This window comes from Nonomuraea salmonea, from assembly GCF_042428605.1.
Classification (GTDB): Bacteria; Actinomycetota; Actinomycetes; order Streptosporangiales; family Streptosporangiaceae; genus Nonomuraea; species Nonomuraea salmonea.
On sequence record NZ_JBHMCF010000040.1, the window covers coordinates 337,159 to 360,200 of the forward strand.

The 23,042-nt window shown below is 69.9% G+C and carries 21 protein-coding genes and 1 tRNA gene; 9 read left to right on the forward strand and 13 right to left on the reverse strand.

The window, feature by feature from the left end:
• Nucleotides 1-19 precede the first annotated feature (19 nt).
• Together ACFFR3_RS36670 and ACFFR3_RS36675 are read left to right on the forward strand one after the other, a co-directional pair.
• Nucleotides 20-181 (forward strand): hypothetical protein, encoded by a 162-nt coding sequence (locus ACFFR3_RS36670; protein ID WP_345393211.1) that lies wholly within the window; start codon nucleotides 20-22, stop codon nucleotides 179-181.
• Nucleotides 182-229: 48 nt separating this feature from the next.
• The gene (locus ACFFR3_RS36675; protein WP_345393208.1) at nucleotides 230-2,869 is read left to right on the forward strand and encodes a LuxR C-terminal-related transcriptional regulator; all 2,640 of its coding nucleotides are present in this window, start codon (nucleotides 230-232) and stop codon (nucleotides 2,867-2,869) included.
• On the opposite strand, the gene ACFFR3_RS36680 is transcribed toward ACFFR3_RS36675, so the two are convergent.
• The gene (locus ACFFR3_RS36680) at nucleotides 2,866-3,576 is read right to left on the reverse strand and encodes a hypothetical protein (RefSeq protein WP_345393205.1); all 711 of its coding nucleotides are present in this window, start codon (nucleotides 3,574-3,576) and stop codon (nucleotides 2,866-2,868) included. The two genes, ACFFR3_RS36675 and ACFFR3_RS36680, sit on opposite strands and share 4 nt — an antisense overlap.
• Nucleotides 3,577-3,890: 314 nt before the next feature.
• Between ACFFR3_RS36680 and ACFFR3_RS36685 the strand changes: the two genes are divergently transcribed.
• The 3 genes from ACFFR3_RS36685 (at nucleotide 3,891) to ACFFR3_RS36695 (ending at nucleotide 6,289) form a co-directional block, all read left to right on the forward strand.
• Nucleotides 3,891-4,445, forward strand: coding sequence for an MFS transporter (locus ACFFR3_RS36685; RefSeq protein WP_364368658.1), 555 nt, complete (start codon nucleotides 3,891-3,893; stop codon nucleotides 4,443-4,445).
• Between the two features lie 96 nt (nucleotides 4,446-4,541).
• Nucleotides 4,542-5,066, forward strand: coding sequence for a copper chaperone PCu(A)C (locus tag ACFFR3_RS36690; RefSeq protein ID WP_345393196.1), 525 nt, complete (start codon nucleotides 4,542-4,544; stop codon nucleotides 5,064-5,066).
• A complete protein-coding gene (locus tag ACFFR3_RS36695; RefSeq protein WP_379484627.1) occupies nucleotides 5,063-6,289 on the forward strand; it encodes a Dyp-type peroxidase in 1,227 nt (408 codons plus the stop codon). The genes ACFFR3_RS36690 and ACFFR3_RS36695 overlap by 4 nt, the downstream gene beginning before the upstream one ends.
• Nucleotides 6,290-6,448: 159 nt before the next feature.
• On the opposite strand, the gene ACFFR3_RS36700 is transcribed toward ACFFR3_RS36695, so the two are convergent.
• Nucleotides 6,449-7,777 (reverse strand): aminotransferase class I/II-fold pyridoxal phosphate-dependent enzyme, encoded by a 1,329-nt coding sequence (locus tag ACFFR3_RS36700; RefSeq protein WP_364368664.1) that lies wholly within the window; start codon nucleotides 7,775-7,777, stop codon nucleotides 6,449-6,451.
• Nucleotides 7,778-7,811: 34 nt separating this feature from the next.
• Here ACFFR3_RS36700 and ACFFR3_RS36705 point away from each other — a divergent pair, with 34 nt between their 5' ends.
• Entirely contained in the window at nucleotides 7,812-8,432 is a 621-nt protein-coding gene (locus ACFFR3_RS36705) for an FMN-binding negative transcriptional regulator (RefSeq protein WP_345393190.1), read from the forward strand.
• A 492-nt stretch (nucleotides 8,433-8,924) separates the two neighbouring features.
• Here the strand turns inward: ACFFR3_RS36705 and ACFFR3_RS36710 are convergent, their stop codons facing one another.
• Entirely contained in the window at nucleotides 8,925-9,650 is a 726-nt protein-coding gene (locus ACFFR3_RS36710) for a hypothetical protein (RefSeq protein ID WP_379484628.1), read from the reverse strand.
• 74 nt (nucleotides 9,651-9,724) lie between these two features.
• Here ACFFR3_RS36710 and ACFFR3_RS36715 point away from each other — a divergent pair, with 74 nt between their 5' ends.
• Together ACFFR3_RS36715 and ACFFR3_RS36720 are read left to right on the forward strand one after the other, a co-directional pair.
• On the forward strand, nucleotides 9,725-10,297 hold the full coding sequence (locus ACFFR3_RS36715) for a hypothetical protein (protein WP_364368670.1): 573 nt from the start codon (nucleotides 9,725-9,727) through the stop codon (nucleotides 10,295-10,297).
• Between the two features lie 173 nt (nucleotides 10,298-10,470).
• Nucleotides 10,471-11,391 carry a GNAT family N-acetyltransferase gene (locus ACFFR3_RS36720; protein ID WP_379484629.1) on the forward strand — a complete coding sequence of 307 codons (921 nt, stop codon included), beginning with the start codon at nucleotides 10,471-10,473 and terminating at the stop codon, nucleotides 11,389-11,391.
• 43 nt (nucleotides 11,392-11,434) lie between these two features.
• On the opposite strand, the gene ACFFR3_RS36725 is transcribed toward ACFFR3_RS36720, so the two are convergent.
• The 4 genes from ACFFR3_RS36725 to ACFFR3_RS36740 all read right to left on the reverse strand — a co-directional run bounded on the left by ACFFR3_RS36725 (nucleotide 11,435) and on the right by ACFFR3_RS36740 (nucleotide 14,112).
• Complete coding sequence (locus tag ACFFR3_RS36725) at nucleotides 11,435-12,280, reverse strand: hypothetical protein (protein WP_379484630.1); 846 nt, start codon at nucleotides 12,278-12,280, stop codon at nucleotides 11,435-11,437.
• 5 nt (nucleotides 12,281-12,285) lie between these two features.
• Nucleotides 12,286-12,828, reverse strand: a complete 543-nt coding sequence (locus tag ACFFR3_RS36730; RefSeq protein ID WP_379484631.1) for a GNAT family N-acetyltransferase — start codon at nucleotides 12,826-12,828, stop codon at nucleotides 12,286-12,288.
• A complete protein-coding gene (locus ACFFR3_RS36735; RefSeq protein WP_364368682.1) occupies nucleotides 12,803-12,985 on the reverse strand; it encodes a hypothetical protein in 183 nt (60 codons plus the stop codon). Before ACFFR3_RS36735 ends, ACFFR3_RS36730 begins: the two co-directional genes overlap by 26 nt.
• An 83-nt stretch (nucleotides 12,986-13,068) precedes the next feature.
• Nucleotides 13,069-14,112, reverse strand: a complete 1,044-nt coding sequence (locus ACFFR3_RS36740) for a DUF418 domain-containing protein (RefSeq protein WP_345393172.1) — start codon at nucleotides 14,110-14,112, stop codon at nucleotides 13,069-13,071.
• Nucleotides 14,113-14,246: 134 nt separating this feature from the next.
• On the opposite strand from ACFFR3_RS36740, the gene ACFFR3_RS36745 reads away from it, so the two are divergent.
• Nucleotides 14,247-14,804, forward strand: a complete 558-nt coding sequence (locus ACFFR3_RS36745) for a GNAT family N-acetyltransferase (protein ID WP_345393169.1) — start codon at nucleotides 14,247-14,249, stop codon at nucleotides 14,802-14,804.
• Between the two features lie 739 nt (nucleotides 14,805-15,543).
• Here ACFFR3_RS36745 and ACFFR3_RS36750 read toward each other — a convergent pair.
• From ACFFR3_RS36750 to recF, 6 genes are all read right to left on the reverse strand, one after another.
• A tRNA-Ile gene (locus ACFFR3_RS36750) sits at nucleotides 15,544-15,617 on the reverse strand.
• Nucleotides 15,618-15,743: 126 nt separating this feature from the next.
• Complete coding sequence (locus ACFFR3_RS36755) at nucleotides 15,744-16,466, reverse strand: DUF3566 domain-containing protein (protein WP_345393166.1); 723 nt, start codon at nucleotides 16,464-16,466, stop codon at nucleotides 15,744-15,746.
• Nucleotides 16,467-16,469: 3 nt separating this feature from the next.
• Complete coding sequence (gene gyrA / locus ACFFR3_RS36760; protein WP_364368689.1) at nucleotides 16,470-18,968, reverse strand: DNA gyrase subunit A; 2,499 nt, start codon at nucleotides 18,966-18,968, stop codon at nucleotides 16,470-16,472.
• Nucleotides 18,969-18,986: 18 nt separating this feature from the next.
• Nucleotides 18,987-20,930 carry a DNA topoisomerase (ATP-hydrolyzing) subunit B gene (gene gyrB / locus ACFFR3_RS36765; RefSeq protein WP_345393163.1) on the reverse strand — a complete coding sequence of 648 codons (1,944 nt, stop codon included), beginning with the start codon at nucleotides 20,928-20,930 and terminating at the stop codon, nucleotides 18,987-18,989.
• Nucleotides 20,931-21,271: 341 nt separating this feature from the next.
• Nucleotides 21,272-21,784, reverse strand: a complete 513-nt coding sequence (locus ACFFR3_RS36770; protein ID WP_364368692.1) for a DciA family protein — start codon at nucleotides 21,782-21,784, stop codon at nucleotides 21,272-21,274.
• Nucleotides 21,774-23,018, reverse strand: coding sequence for a DNA replication/repair protein RecF (gene recF, locus ACFFR3_RS36775; protein WP_364368695.1), 1,245 nt, complete (start codon nucleotides 23,016-23,018; stop codon nucleotides 21,774-21,776). Before recF ends, ACFFR3_RS36770 begins: the two co-directional genes overlap by 11 nt.
• Nucleotides 23,019-23,042: the final 24 nt, after the last annotated feature.

The window sequence follows — 23,042 nt, forward strand, 5'->3', positions numbered from 1 at the left end:
GCGGCGAGATCGTGCTCGCATGAGAACGGTCATCGTCCGGCTGGTCGAGCCGGAGCAGTCCGGCGGCCAGCTCCGCGGGCTGCTCGAAGAGGTGGGGGGCGAGCCGGTGCCGTTCAGCGGCGCGGACGCCGTCATCGAGCTGCTGATGGGCGCCGCAGGGCTGACCCGCGATCCGGCCTGAACCTGCCGCGAACCTCGCTCATCACCATCAGTGGTGAGAGGAGGCACGATGAGCGAGCAGGGGAGCGGATGGCCGTTCGTCGGGCGAGGGGGATCACTGAGGGCCGTACGCGACGCGCTGCGGTCCGGCACGGGGATGATGATCGCCGGCTCGGCCGGGGTGGGCAAGAGCAGGCTGGCCGCACAGGCACTGCACGGACTGCGGGGCTACGGGGTCGTGCGGGCGCAGGGCACGGAGACCGCGTCGATGATCCCGTTCGGGGCGTTCGCGCACGTCCTGACCGGGCCGCCGCGCGGCGGCGAGAACCTGCTGCGCTGGGCCGCCGCCCGCCTCCTGCGCGACCAGGCAGGACGCGGCGGGCTGCTGGTCAGCGTGGACGACGCGCACCGGCTCGACCCTGCGTCGGCGGCGCTGGTGCACTACCTCGCCGGCAGCGGCGAGGCCAGGCTGCTGGTGACCGTCAGGTCGGGGGAGCCGCAGCCCGATCCGGTGACCGCGCTGTGGAAGGACGAGCTGCTCGAACGCATCGAGCTGACGCCGCTGACGCCGGCCGAGGTCGGGCAGGTGCTCGCCGGGGCGCTGGGCGGGGAGCTGGCGCCGGCGACCGTACGGCGGCTGGCCCGCGTCAGCGAGGGCAACGTGCTCTACCTGCGCGAGCTGGTGCACGCCGGGCGTACGTCCGGCTGCCTGACCGAGCAGGACGGCGAGTGGCGCTGGCAGGGCGAGCTGTCCATGACGCCGCGCCTGTGCGAGCTGGTCGGCGACCGCATCGGCCACCTCGACCAGGACGAGCGTGAGGTGCTCGAACTGGTCGCGTTCGGCGAGCCGCTGGGCCTCGACCTGCTGGCCGGGCTGACCTCGTCCGGCGCGGTCGAACGCGTCGAGGCCCGCGGACTCATCGCCACCGTGGACGAGGGCAGGCGCGAGCAGCTGCGGCTCGGCCACCCGCTCTACGGCGAGGTGGTCCGCGGCGACTGCGGCACCTTGCGGGCCAGGCGCCGGCTGCGCACGCTGGCCGAGGCGCTGGAGGCCACCGGGCTGCGGCGGCGCGAGGACGAGCTGCGCGCCGCCGTCTGGCGCCTCGACAGCGGCTCGGTCACCGACCCCGGCATGCTCACCTCCGCCGCCCGGCTGGCCTGGGGCCGGCAGGACCCGCGCCTCGCCGAACGCCTGGCCAGAGCCGCCATCGAAGCGGGCGCCGGGGTGGCGGCGGTGGCCGTGCTCGGCGAGGTGCTCATGGTGCTGGGCGAGGCGGGGTCCGCCGTCACCGCTTTACGGCGGGCCGCCCGCGACGCCGTCACCGAGAGCGAGCGCGCCCAGCACGCCCACAGCCTCGGCGTGAGCCTGGCGTGGGCCGGCGCGGACGCCGAGGCGTGCCACGTGCTCGACGTCGCCGCCGCCACCCTGACCGACCCCCGGTGGCGGCAGGAGGCCCACGTCTATCGGGCCGTGGCCGACTGCTTCGCCGGGCGGCTCAGCGCCGCTTCCCGGGCGCTCGACCTGGCCAGGTCGTGCCGGCCCGGCACCGTACGCGGGCGCGTGCACGGGGTCGCGCTGGAGGCGTGGATCCACGCGTACGCCGGGCGCGGCGAGCAGGCTCTGGTCGTGGCCGGGCCCGCCATGGAGACGCTCGACGAGTGGCGGGACGAGGCGCCGCACGCGCTGCCCACCCTCCTGGACGCGCTGTGCGCCGCCCAGACGTTCACCGGGCGGCCGGCGGAGCTTGACCGCATCGCATCGGGCGGGATGGAGCTGCCCGCGGTCGAGCTGTCGATGACCGGGTTCGGCGCGTACCGGGCGATGGCCGCCCGGCTGCGCGGCGACGCCGCCGAGGCGCTGCGGCACTGCCGCGAGGACATCGGGCGGCTGCCCGCGCGCGAGCCCTACCTGGGGCGCTGCCTCGCCGAGCAGGCACACGCGCTGGCCCTGCTCGGGCGGCTCGACGAGGCCGAGCACTCCCTCGCCGAAGCCCACCGCCTGACCGCCCGCTGGGCCTTCACCCGCCAGCACGCGCTGCACGCCGCCGTGTGGGTGGCGGCGGCCGGCGGGGACGTGGCGGAGGCCGTACGCCGCTGCCACGTTGCGGCGGAGCACGCAGAACGCCACGAACTGTACGGCCACCTCCTGTTCACCCACCACGACCTCCTCCGCCTCGGCTCGGGTCTGGCCGGCTCGGCCGGTTCGCTCGCGGGCCCCGGGCCGGGCGCGGCCGACGGGCCTGCGAGTCCTCGGGCGGAGCGGTTCGGTGGGGTCGAGGGGGAGTTGGCGGTGTTGTTCGCGCGGCACGCCCGTGCTCAGGGCGATCCCGACGCGTTGCGCGCGGTCGCGGGTGAGTTCGAGCGGCGCGGCATGCTCCTGTACGCCGCGGAGGCCACCGCGCAGGAGGCCGCCGCCTACCGCGAGTCGGGACGCGGCACCCTGGCGAGGGGCGCGCAGACCAGGGCGTGCGCGCTGGCCCGCCGCTGCACCGGGGTCTCCACACCGGCGCTGGTGCGGCTCGCCACCCCGGAGCTCACACCCCGGCAGCGCGAGATCGTCCAGCTGGCGGCGACCGGGCTGACCAACCGCCAGATCGCCGACCGCCTCACCCTGTCCACCCGTACGGCGGCGAACCATCTCCAGGCGGCCTACGACAAGCTGGGCGTCAACGACCGCACCGAGGCAGGCCGCCTCCTGACCGCCCTTTAGATGAGCTTGAGGAGGGTCTCGTACAAGGTGTCCCGCTCGCGCTCCGACAACGTACGGTAGGCCTGGCCGGCGCGCCGGTTCGTGTCCGCCTCGATGCCGGCGCGCAGCGGGCCGTCCGCCAGCCCGACGATCTCAGCCGCCGACAGCCCGGCCGCCTGCCAGGCGGCGGCATGCGCATCGGCGCGGTGATACCGCAGCACCGCCAGCCGGTTGAACAACAGCAACCCCGGCGACGCCCCCTCCGGCTCGTACGGCGGTGACACAAGCTCGAAGGCACCCCCTGGCAGCCGTTCGGCCGCATCGACCGCCCGCCCCACCAGCTCGGCCGCCTCCCCCAGGTCACTGCCCGCCCAGACACGCTCGACGGCGGCGGCATGCACCTCGTACAGGCTGTGGATGAAGTCCCGCCCGCCATCCGTCAACCGCAGCACGCCATCAGGTTCCTCGACCAGCGCACCCTGCCGCAGATGCTCAAGCAGATCACCCGCGACCTCGCCGTACCGAAACAACACCTCCAGCCCGCGCCGGGTCAGCGGACGCAACGGAAGGCTGAACCGCAGATCCGACAGGAGCCCCGGCGTCAGCCCGGAGGCGGTGCTGAGGTCGGCGACGGCTCGAACGGCGGAGGCGTGCACATTGACGTTGGCGGCATTGATGACAGGCGCGATCGCCTCCGCGAACGCCGACAACTCCTGAAATTTCGGCATCGCCCCCGATTATCAACCGCCCCCCACCCCTCCGCATCCACTCCACCCAAACCAGACCATTCACCGCACATGGAGAAGGGAGGCGGTGGTTTCACGTGAACCCTGATCACCCCCACACCGCCCGCATCGGCAGGAGAGACGGTGGTGTCACGTAAAGCGGGATCCCCCAGAGCGCCCGCATCGGCGGGAGAGACAGTGGTTTCACGTGAACCCGGATCGCCCCCCAGACCGCCCGCATCGGCGGGAAAGATGGTGGTTTCACGTGAAGCGGGATCGGGGTCCGGACCGCCCGCATGGCGTGGAATGCTAGGCGCATGACGCCGTTCCGTCTGGCCCGCACCGCGGTGTTCGCCGCAGTGTGTCTGGGGCTGGGCGCGGCGGCGCACATGCTCGGCGGTGCCACCGTGCCGGCGGAGGCCGGAGTGGGGGCGTTCGCGTTGGCGTTCGCGGCGGCGTACCCGCTGGCCGGACGCGAGCGGTCGCTGGCGGTGATCCTGCCGCTCCTGGCCGGCCTGCAGGTGCTGCTGCACCTGATGTTCTCGCTCTCCCACGCCGTCCTCCCACCGGATGGCCCCGCTGACCCGCACCACCTGGCCGACCACCTGCACTCTGGGCTCGTACCGAGTCTCGGCATGCTGATCACCCACGGCTGGGCCGTCGGGCTGACCGCGTTGTGGCTGGCGCGCGGTGAGGCCGCGCTCTGGGGGTTGCTGCGCCGGCTGGCCATACGGCTGCTGGTCCTGTGGCTGCCCCTGCTCGTCACGCCTTTCTTCACGCCGCCGGCCACGACCGAGCCGCTCATCCTGCGCTCGGCCGTCCTGCGGTACGTCGTCAGCCGAAGGGGCCCGCCGCGCGTCGTCACCGCCTGACCTGCCGGTCGGGCACGACGTACGTCCCCTTCATCTGACGACCCACCACGCCCGGCAGGGTCTGCTTCGGCATGCCGGGCGGAGAAAGGCATTCCCATGTTCTCTCGTCATGTCCTCGTGCTCGCGGCCACCGTCGTGGCGCTGACCGCCTGCGGCTCCCCCACCGCGGAACCGACCGCTCCGGCCGCCTCACCGGCCACGTCCACGTCCGCCGTCGCCGCGACCGGTGGGCTGAGCATCACCGACCCCTGGGTGAAGACCACCAAGAAGGGGATGACCGCCGCATTCGGGACGCTGGTCAACGACACCGACCAGCCGATCACCATCGTCTCCGGCACCTCATCCCTCTCCTCGGCGATCGAGCTGCACGAGGTGGTGGAGAACGACGGCAAGATGGTCATGCGTCCCAAGGAGGGCGGGTTCGTGGTGCCCGCCCGCGGCACCCACCTCCTCGAGCCGGGCGGCGACCACATCATGCTGATGGACGTCACCAAGGAGGTCCTGCCCGGCGCGCAGATCCCGTTCACGCTGCAGGTGCAGGGCGGGCAGCCGCTGGAGTTCACGGCCGTCGGCAAGGACTTCGCCGGCGGCGAGGAGGACTACCAGCCGGGGCACAAGTGATCAGCCGCCGCGGCCTGCTCACCGGAGGCGCCGTCACAGCGGCCGGCGCCCTGGTGGGCTGCGCCCCAGCCACCGATCAGCCCGGTACGCCCGCCGCCCCGCAGTCCGCACCGTCCGCCGGCACGTCCACCCGCGCGGGCACGGTCGCGACCGGCATCGATCGGGCCGGTACGCCCGCCCAGGGCGTTGCGGCCGGGACGACAGCGTCACGTACCGAGCCCTTCCACGGCCCCCACCAGGCAGGCGTGGCGACGGAGCCGCAGGCGCACGCCGTCTTCCTCGGCTTCGACCTGCTGCCGGACACCCGCAAGGAGGCCCTCGTACGCCTGCTCAAGCTCCTCACCGACGACGCCGCCCGCCTCACCCAGGGACGTCCGGCGCTCGCCGACACCGAACCCGAACTGGCCGCGAACCCAGCCCGCCTGACCTGCACCTTCGGCTTCGGGCCAGGGCTGTTCAAGGCGGCCGGGACGGAATCGCCGGTGTCACCGCTGCCCCGCTTCACCACCGATCGCCTGGACGAGCGGTGGAGCGGGGGAGACCTGCTGGTGCAGGTGTGCGCGGACGACAACGTGACGGTCGCGCACGCCGTACGGATGCTCGTGAAGGACGCACGGTCGTTCGCCCGCGTACGGTGGGCGCAACGCGGCTTCCGTTCCGCGACCCGGCGCAACCTGATGGGCCAGATCGAGGGCACCGGCAACGCCACTGACCTGGACGAAGCCGTCTGGATCAGCCAGGGCCCGCTGACCGGCGGCACCACGCTGGTGCTGCGCAGGATCCGGATGGCGCTGGAGACGTGGGACGCCGTCGACCGTACGGCCAGGGAGTTCACCATCGGCCGCAGGCTCGACACCGGCGCCCCGCTCACCGGCACCACCGAACGGGACGAACCTGACTACGCCCGGAAGAACCGGCTCGGCTTCCCGGTCATCTCGGAGTACGCCCACATCAGGCGCGCTCACGTGGCCGACCCGGCGCTGCGGCTGCTGCGGCGTCCGTACAACTACGACGACGGCCTGACCCCTGAGGGCAAGCCGGACTCGGGGCTGCTGTTCGCGTCGTACCAGGCGGACATCGACCAGCAGTTCGTCCCGATCCAGCGGATGCTGGCCGAAGGCGACCTGCTCAACGAGTGGATCACCACGATCGGGTCGGCAGTCTTCGCCATCCCACCAGGCTGCACCCCCGGCACCTGGATCGGCGAGCCGCTCCTGACCTGACCACCGTGAGGGCCCTCGCCGCAAAAGCGAGGGCCCTCACGCCTCAGGGCGACGCATGTTCTCACACCCTGTGGACAAACTCGGCTCCCTTCCACCCCACTGTGGACGAATCAGGCCCCTTTCCACCTCAACTCGCGCCCGCACTCACCTGTACCGCACTCACCCGTACCGCCCACCCCCGACCGGCATCAGGGCAGCCGCCAAGGCGTCGGCGAGCGGCTCAAGCTCCTCCACCTCCAACGTCGAGACAGTGAGCCGCAACGCCGGCGGAGCAGCGACGCGATTGCGAGCCCCAGGCGCACAAGCCCACCCCCGAGCAAGCAACCGGGTGATGGCGGTGGACTCGTCGGCGACGGGAATCCACACGTTCAGCCCGCTCCGCCCGTGCGCCGCGATGCCACGCCGCCCGAGCGCGCCGACCAGCCCGTCCCGCCGCCGCCCATAAGACGCCGCCACCGCCGTAGGATCCACCGCATGCGTACGCCACAGGTACGCGACCGTACGTTGCAGCAGGTGACTCACCCACCCGGCGGCCAACCGCTGCCGCCCCCGCAGCCGCCCCAGCGTGACAGGGTCGCCGGTGACCAGCGCGAGCCGCAGGTCGGGCCCGAACGCCTTGGCCGTGGACCGCAGCAGCACCCACCGAGCCGTGGCCCCGGCCAGCGGATGCAGCGGCACGTCCACGAACCCGGCCCCATGGTCGTCCTCGATCAGCAACACCTCCGGATAAGAGCCCAGCACCGCACGCAACTCCACCGCCCGCGCGGAGGTCACGGCGGCACCGGTCGGATTCTGCGCCCGAGCAGTGACCACCACCGCCCGCACGCCGCCACGCAACGCTCGCCCCAACTCGTCAGGGACGGGCCCATCGTCATCCACCCGCACCGGCACAGGACGCAACCCCAGCACGGCGACGAGGTCGAGCAGCGCCGTCCACCCCGGGTCCTCGACCGCGATGGCGTCGCCAGGCCGCAGGTGCCCGGCGAGCACGCGTTCGACGGCGTCGAGAGTGCCCGAGGTGACGGCCAGCGGCCCGGAAGGCACCCCATCGGCCCGCAAGCCCGCACCCGCCAGCGCCAGCAGCTCGTCGTCGTCGCCGGTGCCGTACATGGCGGGCCGCTCCTCGTGCGCCCGCGCGGCGGCGGCCAGGGCGTCGTGCAGCGGCGGCAGGAGACGGGCATCGGGGTTGCCCTGGGACAGATCGCGCACCCCCGGCGGCACCTCGACCCGGATCTCCTCCCTGAGCATGGTCGCCGGCCGCGCCCTGACCCGCGTGCCGCGCCGCCCGGCCGTCTCGATGACGCCGCGCTCGCGCAGCAGCCGGTACGCGGCCGCCGCCGTGCCAGGGCTGACTCCTGCCATGGCGGCCACCTCGCGCACCGGTGGCAGCGTCGCCCCAGGAGGCAGCCGCCCCTCGGACACCGCCACCTCGACCCCCGCCGCGATCTCGCTGGCCGTCGTACCGCCGATCAGGTATGTTTCTGACACAATGCCTATTATGTACTAATACAAAGAGGCGGGCATGTTGATTCACCCCTGGGACGCCGCGAGAACCGACGACGAATGGCGCACCTGGCTCAGCGCCCGAGATTTCGGCCAGATCGCCGTCAACGGCGTGGACGGCGATCCCCCGGTCGTCGTGCCCACCCACTTCCTGTACGACGGCCACGACCACGTGCTGCTCCACCTGGCCCGCCCCAACCCGATCTGGCAGGCCCTGGAGGCCAACCCGGCGGCGGTGGTCAGCGTCTATGACGACTACGCCTACATCCCGACCGGCTGGCGCTCCGACTCCCCCGAGACCGGCGTGCCCACCAGCTATTACGCCTCCGTCCAGCTCATCTGCCAGGCCGAGATCGTGGACGACAAGGAGGGCAAGGCCGACATCCTGCGCCGCCAGCTCGCCCACCACCAGCCCGCCGGCGACCACGGGGAGATCGCGCCCGACGCGGGCCCGTACCACAAGCAGTTGTCCGCCGTGCGCGGCCTGCGGCTGCGCGTGACCGGCGTACGCGCGAAGTTCAAATATGACGACCACAAGCCCGCCGACCTCCGCGACCGGGTGGCCGCCGGCCTGGCCGCCCGTGACCTTCCCGGCGACTCCGCCGTCCTCGCTCAGCAACATCGTCGCCGCACCTCCTGACGGGCATCATGGCCGCTGCGCGACGCCGGAAAGCCGCCGACCCACAATCTGTGGATAACCAATGCCCCCTGTGGATAACCCGTCCGAGCGACCTCGCCGAGGACGGTTATCCACAGCCCGCAGAACCCCCGCGCGCGGACCCCGCCCACAGCCTCCAGGGGAGCCTTCCGCACCCCCTGAGCAGCCACCCCCGCGCCGACCAGCGGAGATCCACGTTTTCCCAGCTCAGAGCCGCCATCAACCGGCCGGGCCGACCATCGCCCAGCCGCTGCCCAACACCCCAGGACCGGCCATACCACACCGGAAAAGTCACTAGTACATAACGCCGCAAATTACCCCCCGTCCCCACCTCTGACAGTCGGACCAGGCCGTCATCCACCGCGCCCCTCAACCTGTGGATGAACACCGCCCCGACCACCCCGGGAACCCAAAAGACGGCGGGCAGGTCCCGGCCCCGAGAGGCCGGCTCCCACCCGCCGTCCACAGCCCCAGTCACCAGGTCCAGTACGACTTGGCCTCCGACTTCCACTCCTTCGGGAAATACTGGTGGATCTTAAAAGCCATCCCCTTACCGCGGGCGATGTACTGATCCCGTTCGAGCTTCCGCGCGATCGGCTTGCCCGGGCTGCCGTTGTTGTCCCACCAGGACTCCCACTGCTTGATGCAGGTCTGATCACCCAGGTAGCGGTTCGAGCAGGGCGCGGGCGGCGACCAGATCTGGGTGTGCCCGAAGTCGACCACCTTCCCTGACGATTTCTCGGTGATCGTCCCCCACGCCTTCAAGCAGTAGCCCTGGGAGGAGATGCCCCACTTGACGTAGTGCTGACGCCCCGACGTGGCGAGAGCCCGCAGATTTCCGCACTTGGCGTCGCCGATCTGCTCCTTGGTGACGCGCACGGTGTAGTACGTCCCGTTGTCCCGCCACCCGTCCAGCATCAGCCAGTCACCGCTGTGGACGAACTTCTCCCCGTACGCCGGCGGCCACTTCTTCGGGTCGCCCCAGCTGATCTCGGACGTCGTGGACGACAGCGGCTTCCACGCCCACTGCCCCGCGACCTGCCCGTCCGCCCAATGCTGCCCGGCGCTGCGCTCGCCGAACCGGGAGTACTGCCCATAGTTCTCCGCCGCCTGCGCGGGCGCCGCCATCCCGCCGAGCATCACGGCCGCCGCCGCCCCCACGACGGCGACGGACCGCGCGCTTCTCCTCTGTTTCCTCACCGCCGGCACGTTACCCACAGCTCCCATAGCCGGGATTCAGATCAAAAATCCTAGAACCGTGGTACAAAGCGTCAGTGAGCGACCGATCAAGGCCACGCAGCGCCCTGTTACTGGTCCTGGGCCTGCTCAGCACCTTCGTCGCCGCCGTGGCCGCCACCTTCACGGTGCTCCTGCAGCCCCCACAGGCGACACCCACCCCAGCACAGACCACTCCAGCACAGACCATCCCGGCGCAGACCACCCCGGCGCAGACCACCCCGGCGCAGACCGTGGACCCGGAGAACGCCGAGTACGACGACTCGCTGGACGACCGCCTCCCCGCCGGCTCCGCCATCCCGCTGACCCTCTCCCCGGCGACCCGCACCCAGCTCGCCACCACCGGCGTCCCTGTGGACGACGCCATCGTCTACCTGGGCATGATCTTCGGCGAGACCCCGCAGGAGGACGAGTTCCACGCCGTCGCCCTCCGCGACGGCCAGCACTACTGGACGGCCCGCGGCGACTCCCCCTGGACCTACCGAGGCCGCTTCGACGCCCGCGTCTGCGCCGCGCCCGTACCCGCCGAGCTCATCAGGGCATGGGGCTCGACGAGCCTGTTCGGCTCCACCGCACCGCCCGGCACCACCCGGCAGCCGAACACGTGCTGACCGAAAACCGTTTGCGGTCCCACCGGCGAGCCCGATAGAAACCACCCAGACGACACAGAGAGGAGGGATAAGCCCATGAAGCCCACGTTCATCGCGCTTGTGCCCTCCCGGGGCTCCGACCACCGCTGAGCCCCGGAGCGGCCAGGCGCCTTCCACCGGAGAGTGCCTAGACCGTGCAAGACCTGACCATTCGCCCGATCACCGGCTTGGAAGAGCTCGACCTCTTCAACCGGCACCCCTACACCCTCAACCACGAGCTGGCCGACGACCTCGCCGCCGGCCGCCGCCATCCGAGCTGGATGTGGATGGCCCTGCGCGGCGACCGCCTGCTCGCCAGGCTCGCCTGGTGGGGCCGCGACAAGGACGACGACCCCTTCCTGCTCGACATCCTCGACCTCGAAGAAGGCGCCGTCGACGTCGCCGTACGCCTGCTGCGCACCGCCATGGCCGAGACGCTCCCCGCAGGCGGCAGACCACCGGAATACCTCCGCTTCGTCCCACCCGACTGGCGCGAGACCGACAGACGTGCCGTCGAGGACCGCATGGCCGTGCTGGAGAGCACCGGCGCCCGCCTGTTCGTCGAACGCCTGCGCCTGGAATGGCGGCCAGGCACGCCGATCCACGAGCCGTCGGGACGCCTGAGCTTCCGGCCGGTCCGTGACGAGAACGAGCTGCTCGACCTGATGACCGAGGTGCTCGACGGCACGCTCGACGCCCACAGCAGGGACGATCTGACCCACATGTCCCCCCGCGAGGCCGCCGTCAGGCACTACGAGGACGAGATCGCCCGCTACACCAGCCCCCGCGCGTGGTGGCGGGTCGCGACGCTGCCCGGCGGCGAACCGGTCGGTTTCGTCACCCCCGGCCGCAACGACTACAACGCGATCATCGGCTACATCGCCGTCCTGCCCGCACATCGCGGCAACGGTTACATCGACGACCTCCTCGCCGAGGGCACCCGCATCCTCGCCGCGGAGCACGTCCCCCGCATCCGCGCCGCCACCGACCTCGGCAACACCCCGATGGCGCAGGCGTTCGCAAGGGCCGGTTACGTCAACTTCGAACGCTCGATCAACATGACCTGGCCCGACTAGGCATCGGGGAAGTCGGCCGACCGGGTCGCCCGGCTGCCTGCCGTTAGCCGACCGGCTGCAACACCCCATCCAGCCGTACGACGCCCGCCCCGTACTTGTCGTCCAGTCGCCCCTGCACGTCCTCGTCGGCCACCCAGACGCCGACGAGGACCTGCTCCTTCATCACATCGACCGAGGACGACAGGAACGCCTGGCCGAGATCCTCACCGAGGCCCTCCTGGACCTGCCGCAACGACTCCTCGCTGCGCCGAGCCTGGCTGACGCAGAGCGCGCCGCCCCAACTCTCCCGCACCCACGCCTCCCGACCGGCCAGGTCGCCGGTGAACTTCACGTTCAGCACCAGCCGAGTGGGGTCGTTGGCGTACTTCTCGGACCACTCGCGCTTGCTGTCGTCGTAGCCCGGAATCGACTCCAGGTAGCTCTGGTCCAGCCACACCCCGCCCACGGCCTCCTCGTTCTGCAGCCGCTGCTGGGTCTTCTCCAGCGCGGCCTGCGTCGCCTTGGCGGGATCGACCGGTCGCCAGCCACCCGTAGGAGCCGGACAGGGGCTGTCGAACCGCGGCTCCTCGGCCTTGACCTCGACCGCTTTTCCTGGCGCCTCGGTCAGGGTCAGCCGGGAGCCGTCCCAGGTGCCGGTCACCTTGTAGCGGCCCCACCTCGTCCCGCCGGCGCTCTCGTGCTCCACCTTCGCCCAGTCCCAGCCCACGACGTCCGGCCCCGTGCACTGGGGCGGCAGCGACTCGGCCACCACGTCGCACAGCTGCGGCCCGTGCTCGGGACTCTCCAGCACGGTGACGGACCCGGCTGCGTACGTGGCCGGCTCGCTGAAAGCCGTTGTGCTCCCGCAGGCGGTCAGCACGACGAGACCGAGAAGGGCAAGACATCGCATGCCCTTCAGACGTACGAGCCTGCGGCGGGGTTCAGCCGCAGATACATCACATGCAGCCCGACGAGCCCCTCATCCGGATGATCGAACGCCTCGGGCACGGTGCCGATGACCTCGAACCCCAGCGACCGATAGAGCTGGACAGCCGCCCGATTACTCTCAACCACCGCATTGAACTGGATGCCACGAAATCTCCGGCTGAGGCACCAGTCGATCACATACTCCCCCAGCGCCCGCCCGATCCCCTTGCCCTGGTGCGCCGGATCCACGATGAACGACGCCGTGGCCACATGCGACCCCCGCCCGGGCCGGTTGGGCCCCATCTTGGCCGACCCCACGATCACGCCGTCGTCATCGACCGCGACGACGGTCTTGCCGGGCGGCTGCTCCATCCACCACGGCCGCGCCTCTTCGAGGCTCTGCCGCTCAGGAAACGGAAATGTCCGCCCTTCCACCATGATCGCCGCATAGAACGGATAGATCCCGTCCCAGTCCTGGCTCACGGCATCCCTGATGACCACCCCGTCAGGCCCCCTTGTCGCGCTGCTCATAGACGGCCAGGGCCAGCGCCCCGACCATGAACCCGATGCCTATCAGAGCACACGCGCTCGCGAACGCCGTCCCTCCGAAGACCACCGCGAGGACGGCCACGGCCAGCGAGACGCCCCCGGCCACCAACGCATAGGCGAATAAATCGCGCTCAGTCACAGGAGCCATCCTGAACCATGATCGCCATCTCGGGGGATACGTACGGCCGACGTACCCGGAACGCCGGCCGCGCGGTGGCGTCGTTACTTCTTGATGTGGATCGAGTCGACCCCGCCTGAGCCGGGGCCTGCGGTGATGGTCCGTCCAGAATTGTGCGAACGTCCAATGGCCGGACGGCGCCCCCACGTGGCCCAGCGCCACAACCATTCGAGCGGCCCGTACCGATAATGCCGCAGCCAGAATGTGGAGAACACCCACTGCGCGGCCAGCACCCCGATCGCGACCGCCAGGAGCACGGGCTGCGTCCAGTCCTGCGGACGACCGTGCAGGTGCGCCACGGCCAGCACCAGGATCGAGGCGGTGAGATAGTTCGTCAGCGCCATCTTCCCCAGCGGCGCGAAGAGCGCGTGCAGCGCCGCCCGCAGCGGCGTCCTGAGCAGGAGCAGCAGCACGCACACGTACACCCCGCCGATCAGCATGCCGGCGACCGCCGTCACGACACCGCCGGCCCGGCCGACGGGACCGTTCGTTGGCATGACGACCTGCGCCGCCAGCACCGGTGCCGCGGCCGCCGCGAGCAGCGCGCCCGTGATGGCCGTCCCCTTCACGGACCGCTCGATCCGGTCGATCACGCCGAACCTGACCAGTGCGGCGCCCGCCAGCAGCAGGCCCGGGGCGAGCAGGTAGCCGTCGGTGACGGACAGGGACGCCACGAGGATCACAGCGGCGAGGCCCGCGACCGTCCACCGCGGCAGCCAGGTCGACGGCAGCAGGAACACCAGCCCGGAGGCCGCGTAGATGGCGAGCACGTCCCCCGGCCAGACCAGGAACATGTGCAGGAGGCCGATCACGAGCAACACGACCAGTCGGCGCACCAGGAGCAGCCGCGGACTCGCCGTACGACCCTCGGCCGACTCCAGCAGCAGCGCGAACCCCATCCCGAACAGAACGGCGAAGATGGGGAAGAACCGGTGATCAACGACGTACCCCGTCCAGTCGCCAGGACCGGCCGGCACGACCTTGCCGCTGATGTTGGAGATCGGTCCCACATTGGCCAGCAGGATCCCGCAGAGCGCGAACCCGCGGATCACATCAAGCGCGTCGATACGCCGTCTTCTCTCTGACATGAGCCCCAAGTCTGCGGGACCACACCCCAAGAGCGGCATCGGTCGAAAGTGCCGTCCAGGACCAGCACTTTCGACCGGGCGGGGCCCCCGGAAATTCGGTTTCCCGGACGCCCTCAAAACGCCAGGATGTACGCATGACCTTGGCCATCCCCACCCTGGACACCGCCCGCCTGCGACTGCGCCCCTTCTCTGACGCCGACGCCGAGCCCCTCTTCGCGATGCACAGCAGCGCCTACGTCATGCGCTACTGGGACGCCCCGCCGTGGACCGACAGGGCCCGCGCCAAGCGCTTCATCGAGTTGTGCCGCAAGAGGGCGGACTCAGGCACCGACGCCCGGGTGGCCATCGACCGTACTTCTGACGGGGCCTTCGTCGGCTGGTGCGGCCTGATCGACTGGGACCCGGACTTCCGCAGCGCGTCGCTGGGCTACTGCCTCGACGAGAAGATGTGGGGCCACGGCTACGCGACAGAGGCCGCCCACGCCTTGCTGGGATGGGCCTTCGACACCCTGGATCTCAACCGGGTGCAGGCCGAGACCGACACGCGCAACGAAGCGTCCGCCCGCGTCCTGGAGAAGATCGGATTCGCACGCGAAGGGACGTTGCGCGAGAACTGCATCGTGAACGGCGATGTGTCCGACTCATGGGTGTACGGCTTGCTCAGGCGAGAGTGGCGACCGTCACGCGGATAAGCACGCATACAGCAGAATGGCCGCTCTCCGGAAATCGGATGGCGGAGCGCGTTGGTGATGGCGTCTCGTGAGCTCACACCATCAATCGAGCACCCGACGGACCCCAAGACTTACCGCCACCACAACTCATATCCCTTCGGGGCGAAGGCGCAGTAGTAGTCCCTCCAGACGAATACCACTTGCAAAACCTTCTCGGCACTCTTGCAAGCGTCCCACGAGGAGTAGAAGGCCACCCTCGTATTCGCGCTCGCCGGGGTCGCGCTGGCAAAAAGCGTCATGCTGGTTGCCGCTACCAGTGCGGCTACCGCCAGAACTCGTCTCACCGAACACCTTTCTCCGAGGCCACGCAAGTGCAACTGCCACACTCTGCGCGGCGAATCCTTCCGCTGGGCAGCATGGGTGTCGCGGCACCCGGCGCCACGCTTGTGGCCACCGGGGCTGACCCATGGACCGTGAGCTTAGGGAGCAGGGGTATGGGCGTGGTATGTCGTCGGTACGCGGGGTAGCCGCCACTGCCAGGACGGAACCAGCCATGATCGCGAAGTGTCACCGGAGTACTGGCAATCGCGGCGTACGGGCCCAAGCCGGCGCGCGGTACAGCGCGATCCCGCTGCTCGACAGGGAACTGACGAAGTGGCGGGAGGGCACCGCGTCCGAGGTCGTCTCCCAAATTCTCCCACGACGCGAAAAAGAGCCGCTTCCTAGTTAGAAAGCGACTCTTCTTGGCTGGTCATCTGGGTGGGGCTACCAGGACTTGAACCTGGGACCTCTTCCTTATCAGGGAAGCGCTCTAACCGTCTGAGCTATAGCCCCGCTCGCACCCCGAACGTTATCGCATCCGCCGCACAGAGGCGAACCGGTTGTTCGGGACGAGGTAAAGCTTACCGTGTCCGGCGGGCTGCTCGCGCCGTACGTGGGCGCACGACGCGAGCAAAAACCCTACTCGGCCTCGCTGAACGTCACCTCGACGCCGCCCACCAGATCGGAGGCGATGTTGTAGATGACCGCACCCAGGGTGGCCAGCGCCGTGATCAGGACGACGTTGACCGCCCCGATCAGAGCCGTGTAGCCGAGGATGCGTACGGGCTCGAACCAGGAGGCGATGTCGATCGGGATGGAGCTCTGGCCCTGCTCGCCCTTGCCGAGCTGGTTGACCAGGTCGACGATCGAGTCGAACACGCCCAGGGCCGACAGCACGCCGTACAGCACGGCGACCGCCACGAACAGCACCACGAAGCAGACCAGGGAGACCACGAAGCTGAACTTCATGGCCGACCACGGCTCGACGCGGCGCAGGACCAGGTGGGCCTTGCGGGGGAGCCGACCTCCCGACGAGTTGGACGACGACTTCTTCTTGGGCAGCTCGACGGCCGGTGGGGCCTCCGTGGCCAGCGACGGGCGCAGGCGCACGGTGTCGTTGTTCTCCGTCTGCCCGCCCTGAGGGCCGGCAGACGCGGGCGGGCTCATCGGGCCCGCCTGGTGTGACTGTTGCGGCTGGGAGGGCTTGTTGTCCTCCTGGCCCGGCCTGGGCCTGCCCTGTGCGGGCGAGGTGTCCTTGCCGTCGTCCACCGCGTTGAAGATCTCGGTTTCTGTGGGCTTCTTCGGCTGCTGTCCGTTACCCGAAGCCGCCGTGGTCCTGGCGGTGCCACCCTGGGCGCTCATGGGTTACTCTCCTCCCCCGTCTTCCTCACTCTCCACCGAAGTCTCCAATGACTCCGCGTTCCGGGCGAGGGCCACCACGCTGTCGCCTTCAGCGAGATTCATCAATCGAACTCCCATGGTCTGGCGGCCGGACTGCTTGATCTCACCGGCACTCGTCCGGATCACGCCGCCTGCGGACGTGATCGCGAAGACCTCGTCCTCTGGGTTGACCATGGCGGCTCCGACCAGCTTGCCACGAGAAGTCACAATCTTCGCAGTAAGCACGCCTCTACCGCCACGTCCTTGGACCGGATACTGCTCAACTGGCGTCCGTTTCGCGTACCCGCCCTCGGTGGCGATAAGCACGTCTTGACCGTCGGCGATCCGATTCATGGCGAGAAGTTCGTCACCTTCGAGGAACCTCATGCCGATGACGCCGCTGGTCGCGCGGCCCATGGGCCGCAGCGCGTCGTCTGATGCGGTGAACCGGATGGACTGCGCGCCCTTGGAGACGAGCAGCAGGTCGTCGGCCTCGGAGACCAGCCGGGCGCCGATGACCTCGTCGTCCTCGCGCAGGTTGATCGCGATCAGACCGCCCGACCTGGGGGAGTCGTACTCGGCCAGGCGGGTCTTCTTGACCAGGCCGCTGCGGGTGGCGAGGACGAGGTAGGGCGCGACGTTGTAGTCGCGCAGGTCGAGGACCTCCATGACGGTCTCGTCCGGCTGCATGGCGAGCAGGTTCGCCAGGTGCATGCCGCGCGCGTCGCGACCGGCGTCGGGCAGCTCGTACGCCTTGACCCGGTAGACCCGGCCCTTGTTCGTGAAGAACAGCAGCCAGTGGTGGGTGGTCGTGACGAAGAAGTGGTCGACGATGTCGTCCTGGCGCAGCTGGGCACCGCGCACGCCCTTGCCGCCGCGCTTCTGCGCCCGGTAGAGGTCGGTACGGGTGCGCTTGGCGTAGCCGCCCCTGGTGATCGTGACGACGATCTCCTCTTCGGCGATGAGGTCCTCGATGGACATGTCACCGTCGTAGGCGATGATCTCCGTCTGCCGGTCGTCGCCGTAGCGGCCGACCAGCTCGGCCAGCTCCTCGTTGATGATCTCGCGCTGCCGGCTCTCGCTGGCCAGGATCGAGTTGTACTCGGCGATCTGCGTCATCAGGGAGTCGTACTCGTCCTGGATGGCCTGCCGCTCCAGGGCGGCCAGCTTGCGCAGTTGCATGTCGAGGATGGCCTGCGCCTGCACCTCGTCGATGTCCAGCAGCCCCATGAGGCCCTGCTGGGCGGCGGAGGCGGACTCGGAGGCCCGGATGAGGGCGATGACGTCGTCGAGCCGGCTGAGCGCCTTGAGCAGGCCGCGCAGGATGTGGGCCCGCTCCTCGGCCTTGCGCAGGAGGTAGCGCGTCCGGCGGACGATGACCTCGATCTGGTGGGCGACGTAGTGCCGGATGAACTGGTCGAGGCGCAGCGTGCGGGGCACGCCGTCGACCAGCGCCAGCATGTTGGCGCCGAAGGTGTCCTGGAGCTGGGTGTGCTTGTACAGGTTGTTGAGCACGACCTTGGCGACCGCGTCGCGCTTGAGCACGATGACCAGCCGCTGGCCGACCCGCGACGAGCTCTCGTCGCGTACGTCGGCGATGCCGGTCAGCTTGCCCTCGCGCACCAGCTCGGCGATCTTCAGCGCCAGGTTGTCGGGGTTGACCTGGTACGGCAGCTCGGTGACGACCAGCGCCTGCCGCCCCTTGTCCTCCTCGACCTCGACCACGGCCCGCATGGTGATCGAGCCGCGGCCGGTGCGGTAGGCGTCCTCGATGCCCCGGCGGCCCACGATGAGCGCCTTGGTGGGGAAGTCGGGGCCCTTGACGAGCCTGATCGACGCCTCGAGCAGCTCTTCGTCGGTGGCCTCAGGGTTCTCCAGCGCCCACTTGACCGCCGAGGCGACCTCGCGCAGGTTGTGGGGCGGGATGTTGGTCGCCATGCCGACCGCGATGCCGCCCGAGCCGTTGACCAGCAGCTGCGGGAAGCGGGCCGGCAGGACGTCGGGCTCCTGCGACTTGCCGTCGTAGTTGGGGCGGAAGTCGACGGTCTCCTTGTCGATGTCCCGCAGCATCTCCATGGCGATGGGCGCGAGCTTGCACTCGGTGTAGCGCATCGCCGCCGCCGGGTCGTTGCCCGGCGAGCCGAAGTTGCCCTGCCCGTCGACCAGCGGGTAGCGCAGCGACCACGGCTGCGCCAGACGCACCAGGGCGTCGTAGATCGAGGTGTCGCCGTGCGGGTGGTAGGTGCCCATCACGTCGCCGACGACGCGGGCGCACTTGAAGTAGCCGCGGTCGGGACGGTAGCCACCGTCGTACATCGCGTAGAGCACCCGGCGGTGCACGGGCTTGAGGCCGTCTCGCACGTCCGGCAGCGCCCTGGACACGATGACCGACATCGCGTAGTCCATGTAGCTGCGCTGCATCTCGGACTGGATGTCCACCGGCTCGATGCGCTCAGCCGGGGGAGTGGTGTTCACGTCCGTCACAGGTAAAGGTCCTTCTGACTAAACATCGAGGAAGCGGACGTCGCGCGCGTTGCGGATGATGAAGTCGCGCCGCGCTTCGACGTCCTCGCCCATCAGCACGCTGAACAGGTCGTCGGCCTGGGCCGCGTCGTCGAGGGTGACGAGCCGCAGCAGCCGGGTCTCCGGGTTCATCGTGGTCTCCCAGAGCTGGCTGGCGTTCATCTCGCCGAGGCCCTTGAAGCGCTGGACGTTGTCACGCGGCCGCGGGTCGGGCTTGCCGTTGGCGATGCCCTCGGCGATGACCGCGTCGCGCTCCGGGTCGGAGTAGGCGTAGGAGGCGTCCTCGCCCTTGCGGTCCCACTTGATCTTGTAGAGCGGCGGGCACGACAGGTAGACGTGGCCGGCCTCGATCAGCGGCCGCATGAACCGGAACAGCAGCGTCAGCAGCAGCGTGTTGATGTGCTGGCCGTCGACGTCGGCGTCGGCCATGAGGATGACCTTGTGGTAGCGCAGCTTGCTGATGTCGAACTCGTCGTGCACACCGGTGCCCAGAGCCGTGATCAGCGCCTGGACCTCGTTGTTCTTCAGGACCTTGTCGATCCGCGCCTTCTCGACGTTGAGGATCTTGCCGCGGATGGGCAGGATCGCCTGGTAACGCGAGTCGCGGCCGCCCTTGGCCGAGCCGCCCGCCGAGTCGCCCTCGACGATGAACAGCTCGCACTTCTCCGGGTCGTTCCACTGGCAGTCGGCCAGCTTGCCGGGCAGCCCGCTGCCCGACTCCAGCAGCGACTTGCGCCTGGTCAGGTCGCGTGCCTGGCGGGCGGCGATGCGGGCGCGCGAGGCCTGCAGGGACTTGTTGATGATGTCCTTGGCCTCGCCCGGGTTGCGCTCGAACCAGTCGCGCAGGTGGTCGTTGCAGGCCTTCTGGACGAACGACTTCGCCTCGGTGTTGCCGAGCTTGGTCTTGGTCTGGCCCTCGAACTGCGGGTCGGACAGCTTGACCGAGATGATCGCGGTCAGCCCCTCGCGGACGTCCTCGCCGGAGAGGTTGTCGTCCTTGCCCTCCTTGAGGAACTTCTGCTCGCGCGCGTAGCGGTTGACGATGGACGTCAGCGCCGCGCGGAAGCCCTCTTCGTGGGTGCCGCCCTCAGCGGTGTTGATGACGTTGGCGAAGCTGTAGACCGACTCCGAGTAGGAGTTGTTCCACTGCATCGCGATCTCGACCGCGAGGCCGTCGCTCTCCTCCTCGAAGGAGATGATCGACGCGTGCGCCGGCTCCTTCTTGGTGTTGAGGTGCTTGACGAAGTCGGCCAGGCCGCCCTCGTAGTGGTATTCGACCGTCTTCGGCTCGCCGTTGACGTGGTCGGGCCGCTCGTCGGTGAAGGTGATCCGCAGGCCCTTGTTGAGGAAGGCCATCTCCTGGAAGCGCCGCGAGAGCGTCTCGTAGTTCCAGGTGGTGGTCTCGAAGACGTCGGGGTCGGGCCAGAACGTGATTGTGGTGCCGGTCTCGTCGGTCTCCTCGCCCTTGGCCAGGGGGGCCGTGGGCTTGGACATCTCGTAGCGCTGGCGCCAGTAGTGGCCGTTCTGCTTGACCTCCACCTCCATGGCGCTGGACAGCGCGTTGACGACGGCCGAGCCGACGCCGTGGAGGCCGCCGGAGACCGCGTACGACTGGCTGTCGAACTTGCCGCCCGCGTGCAGCGTGGTCAGCACGAGCTCGACCGCGGAGATCTTCTCCACCGGGTGGATGCCCGTGGGGATGCCGCGCCCGTCGTCGACCACGCGGACGCCGTTGTCGGCGAGCAGCGTGATGTCGATCCTGGTGGCGTAACCTGCCAGGGCCTCGTCCACCGCGTTGTCCACGATCTCTTGGACGAGGTGGTGGAGGCCGCGCTCACCGGTGGAGCCGATATACATACCCGGGCGCTTGCGGACCGCCTCAAGCCCCTCGAGTACGGTGATTGAGCTAGCGTCGTAGGACAACTGCGAAATCCTCCTGCCGCGGACACGCGGCGGGGGAGGCCGTCATCTCGTGAAGCTGCCCCTGCCGTGCCCGTCACCGTCGTGAGTGCCCCGATGCGCGGTCACCCAGGGGAGTCGGCTTGCTGCCGGGGTGACACGCAAGCGGACGTGTCCGGAATCCTTTTTCATTCTACCGCTTCCGGAGGGCCAAGGTGGCAATGAACGCGCCTGTGATGCCCGCTAGCTCGTTTTGCCCCCAGGCAAGCATCCCCCCTCCGGAAAGGGGGCTTATCGCGTCTGTGGCTTTCTGGCCGCTCCCGGCGACGTACGGCGAAGGGGAGAACGCGCGCCCGACGGCGGGCTCAGCCATAGGTGTCGCCCGGACCCCTGCTTCCGGTCACCCGCAATCCACCTGATGGACGAGGGGCGTTCTGCGGGCCTCTGACCTTGACCTTCGTGACCGTGCCGTCGCCCAGCTCCTCGTTGAGCCTGCGTACGAGCGTGCGCGCGAGCAGCCGCACCTGCGTCGCCCAGGCCGTGGAGTCGGCCAAGATGAGCACCTCGCCATCGTCGAACGACTCCGGCTTGGTGTGAGCGGCCAGGTCAGGGCCCACGATCTCGGGCCAGCGGCCGAACACCGCCCCGACCGCGGCGGGGCGCTCCCAGCCGCGGTCGGCGAGCAGGTCGGCGATCGCGCGTCCGAAAAGCTGCGGATCGCCGGCCTCCCTGCGCGGGCCCTTCGCCTTGCGCCTGGGCTCGCGCCGGGGGAGCTGGCCGCGCTTGGCCGCGTCGGCCTTGGCCTGGGCGAGTTTCTCGCGGGCCATCGCCACGCCCCTGGCCGTGGCGTTCTCGCCGCGACTCTCGTCAGCGGACACGGGTGACACTCCCCTCTGCGACGTCGTATCGGCCGCCGGACAGCTCGGACGGCACGTCGTCCGGCACCGCCGCGGTGATGAGCACCTGCTCGGCCGGCGCCACGATCTCGGCCAGGCGGCGCCTGCGCTGGCTGTCGAGCTCGGCGAAGACGTCGTCGAGGATCAGCACAGGGTCGCCGCCGTCGGCCCGCAGCAGGTCGTACGCCGCGAGCCTGAGCGCCAGCGCGAACGACCACGACTCGCCGTGGCTGGCGTAACCGCGCGCGGGCAGGTCGCCGAGCCCGAGTATCAGGTCGTCGCGGTGGGGACCGACGAGCGTGACACCGCGTTCGAGCTCGGACTGGCGGACCTCCAATAGCCGCTCGCGCAGACGTTCTTCAAGGGTTTTCCCCAAGTCTGTGGATAACGTCTGTGTATCGAAAGATCCCCGCTCAGCGGGGGCTTCCGGGTCACCGGGAGCCCCTTCTTCGTCCCCACCTGTGGACAACGTGCTGCGGTAGGCGAGTGTCGCGGGAGCGCTCGACGGCGCCAGCGTCGCGTACGCGTTCGCCACCAGCGGCCGCAGCGCCTCGATCAGCTCCAGCCGCGCCCGCAACAGCTCCGCCCCGTGCCGCGCCAGATGGGCGTCCCAGACCTCCAGAGTGCTCAGGACGTCGCCGGCGCCCGCCGCTGAGAACCCGGCGTCACTCTCCTGCCGCCGGGCGCTCCTGGAGCCTCTGCGGGCCTGCGCGGCGGTGCGCAGCAGCGCGCCGCGCTGCTTCAGCACCCGGTCGTAGTCGGCGCGCACGCCCGCGAACCTGGGGGCCCTGGCCACCAGCAGGTCGTCGAGGAAGCGGCGGCGCTCTGACGGGTCGCCCTTGGACAGCGCGAGGTCCTCAGGCGCGAACAGCACCGTGCGCAGCAGGCCCACGACGTCGCGGGCCCTGGAGACGGGCGAGCGGTTGAGCCGCGCGCGGTTGGCCCGCCCGGGGTTGATCTCCAGCTCGATCAGCGCCCGCCGGTCGTCACGCTGGATCGCGCAGCGCACGATCGCCCGCGTGGCGCCCTTGCGGACGAGCGGCGCGTCGCTCGCCACCCGGTGGCTGGAGTGCGTCGCGACGTAGCCGAGCGCCTCGACCAGGTTGGTCTTGCCCTGGCCGTTGGGCCCGACGAACGCCGTGACGCCCGGCTCCAGGCCGAGCTCCACGGACGCGTAGGACCGGAAGTCGGTCAGCGAGAGGTGGGCGACATGCACCCCACGAAGGTTAGTGCGCCTCGC

Coding starts and splice junctions, on each gene's coding strand:
- ACFFR3_RS36670 (WP_345393211.1), top strand. CDS start 20: ATGAGAACGGTCATCGTCCGGCTGGTCGAGCCGGAGCAGTCCGGCGGC.
- ACFFR3_RS36745 (WP_345393169.1), top strand. CDS start 14,247: ATGACCTTGGCCATCCCCACCCTGGACACCGCCCGCCTGCGACTGCGC.
- ACFFR3_RS36755 (WP_345393166.1), bottom strand. CDS start 16,466: ATGAGCGCCCAGGGTGGCACCGCCAGGACCACGGCGGCTTCGGGTAAC.
- ACFFR3_RS36680 (WP_345393205.1), bottom strand. CDS start 3,576: ATGCCGAAATTTCAGGAGTTGTCGGCGTTCGCGGAGGCGATCGCGCCT.
- ACFFR3_RS36725 (WP_379484630.1), bottom strand. CDS start 12,280: ATGCGATGTCTTGCCCTTCTCGGTCTCGTCGTGCTGACCGCCTGCGGG.
- ACFFR3_RS36740 (WP_345393172.1), bottom strand. CDS start 14,112: ATGTCAGAGAGAAGACGGCGTATCGACGCGCTTGATGTGATCCGCGGG.
- ACFFR3_RS36690 (WP_345393196.1), top strand. CDS start 4,542: ATGTTCTCTCGTCATGTCCTCGTGCTCGCGGCCACCGTCGTGGCGCTG.
- ACFFR3_RS36705 (WP_345393190.1), top strand. CDS start 7,812: ATGTTGATTCACCCCTGGGACGCCGCGAGAACCGACGACGAATGGCGC.
- ACFFR3_RS36675 (WP_345393208.1), top strand. CDS start 230: ATGAGCGAGCAGGGGAGCGGATGGCCGTTCGTCGGGCGAGGGGGATCA.
- ACFFR3_RS36730 (WP_379484631.1), bottom strand. CDS start 12,828: ATGAGCAGCGCGACAAGGGGGCCTGACGGGGTGGTCATCAGGGATGCC.
- ACFFR3_RS36685 (WP_364368658.1), top strand. CDS start 3,891: ATGACGCCGTTCCGTCTGGCCCGCACCGCGGTGTTCGCCGCAGTGTGT.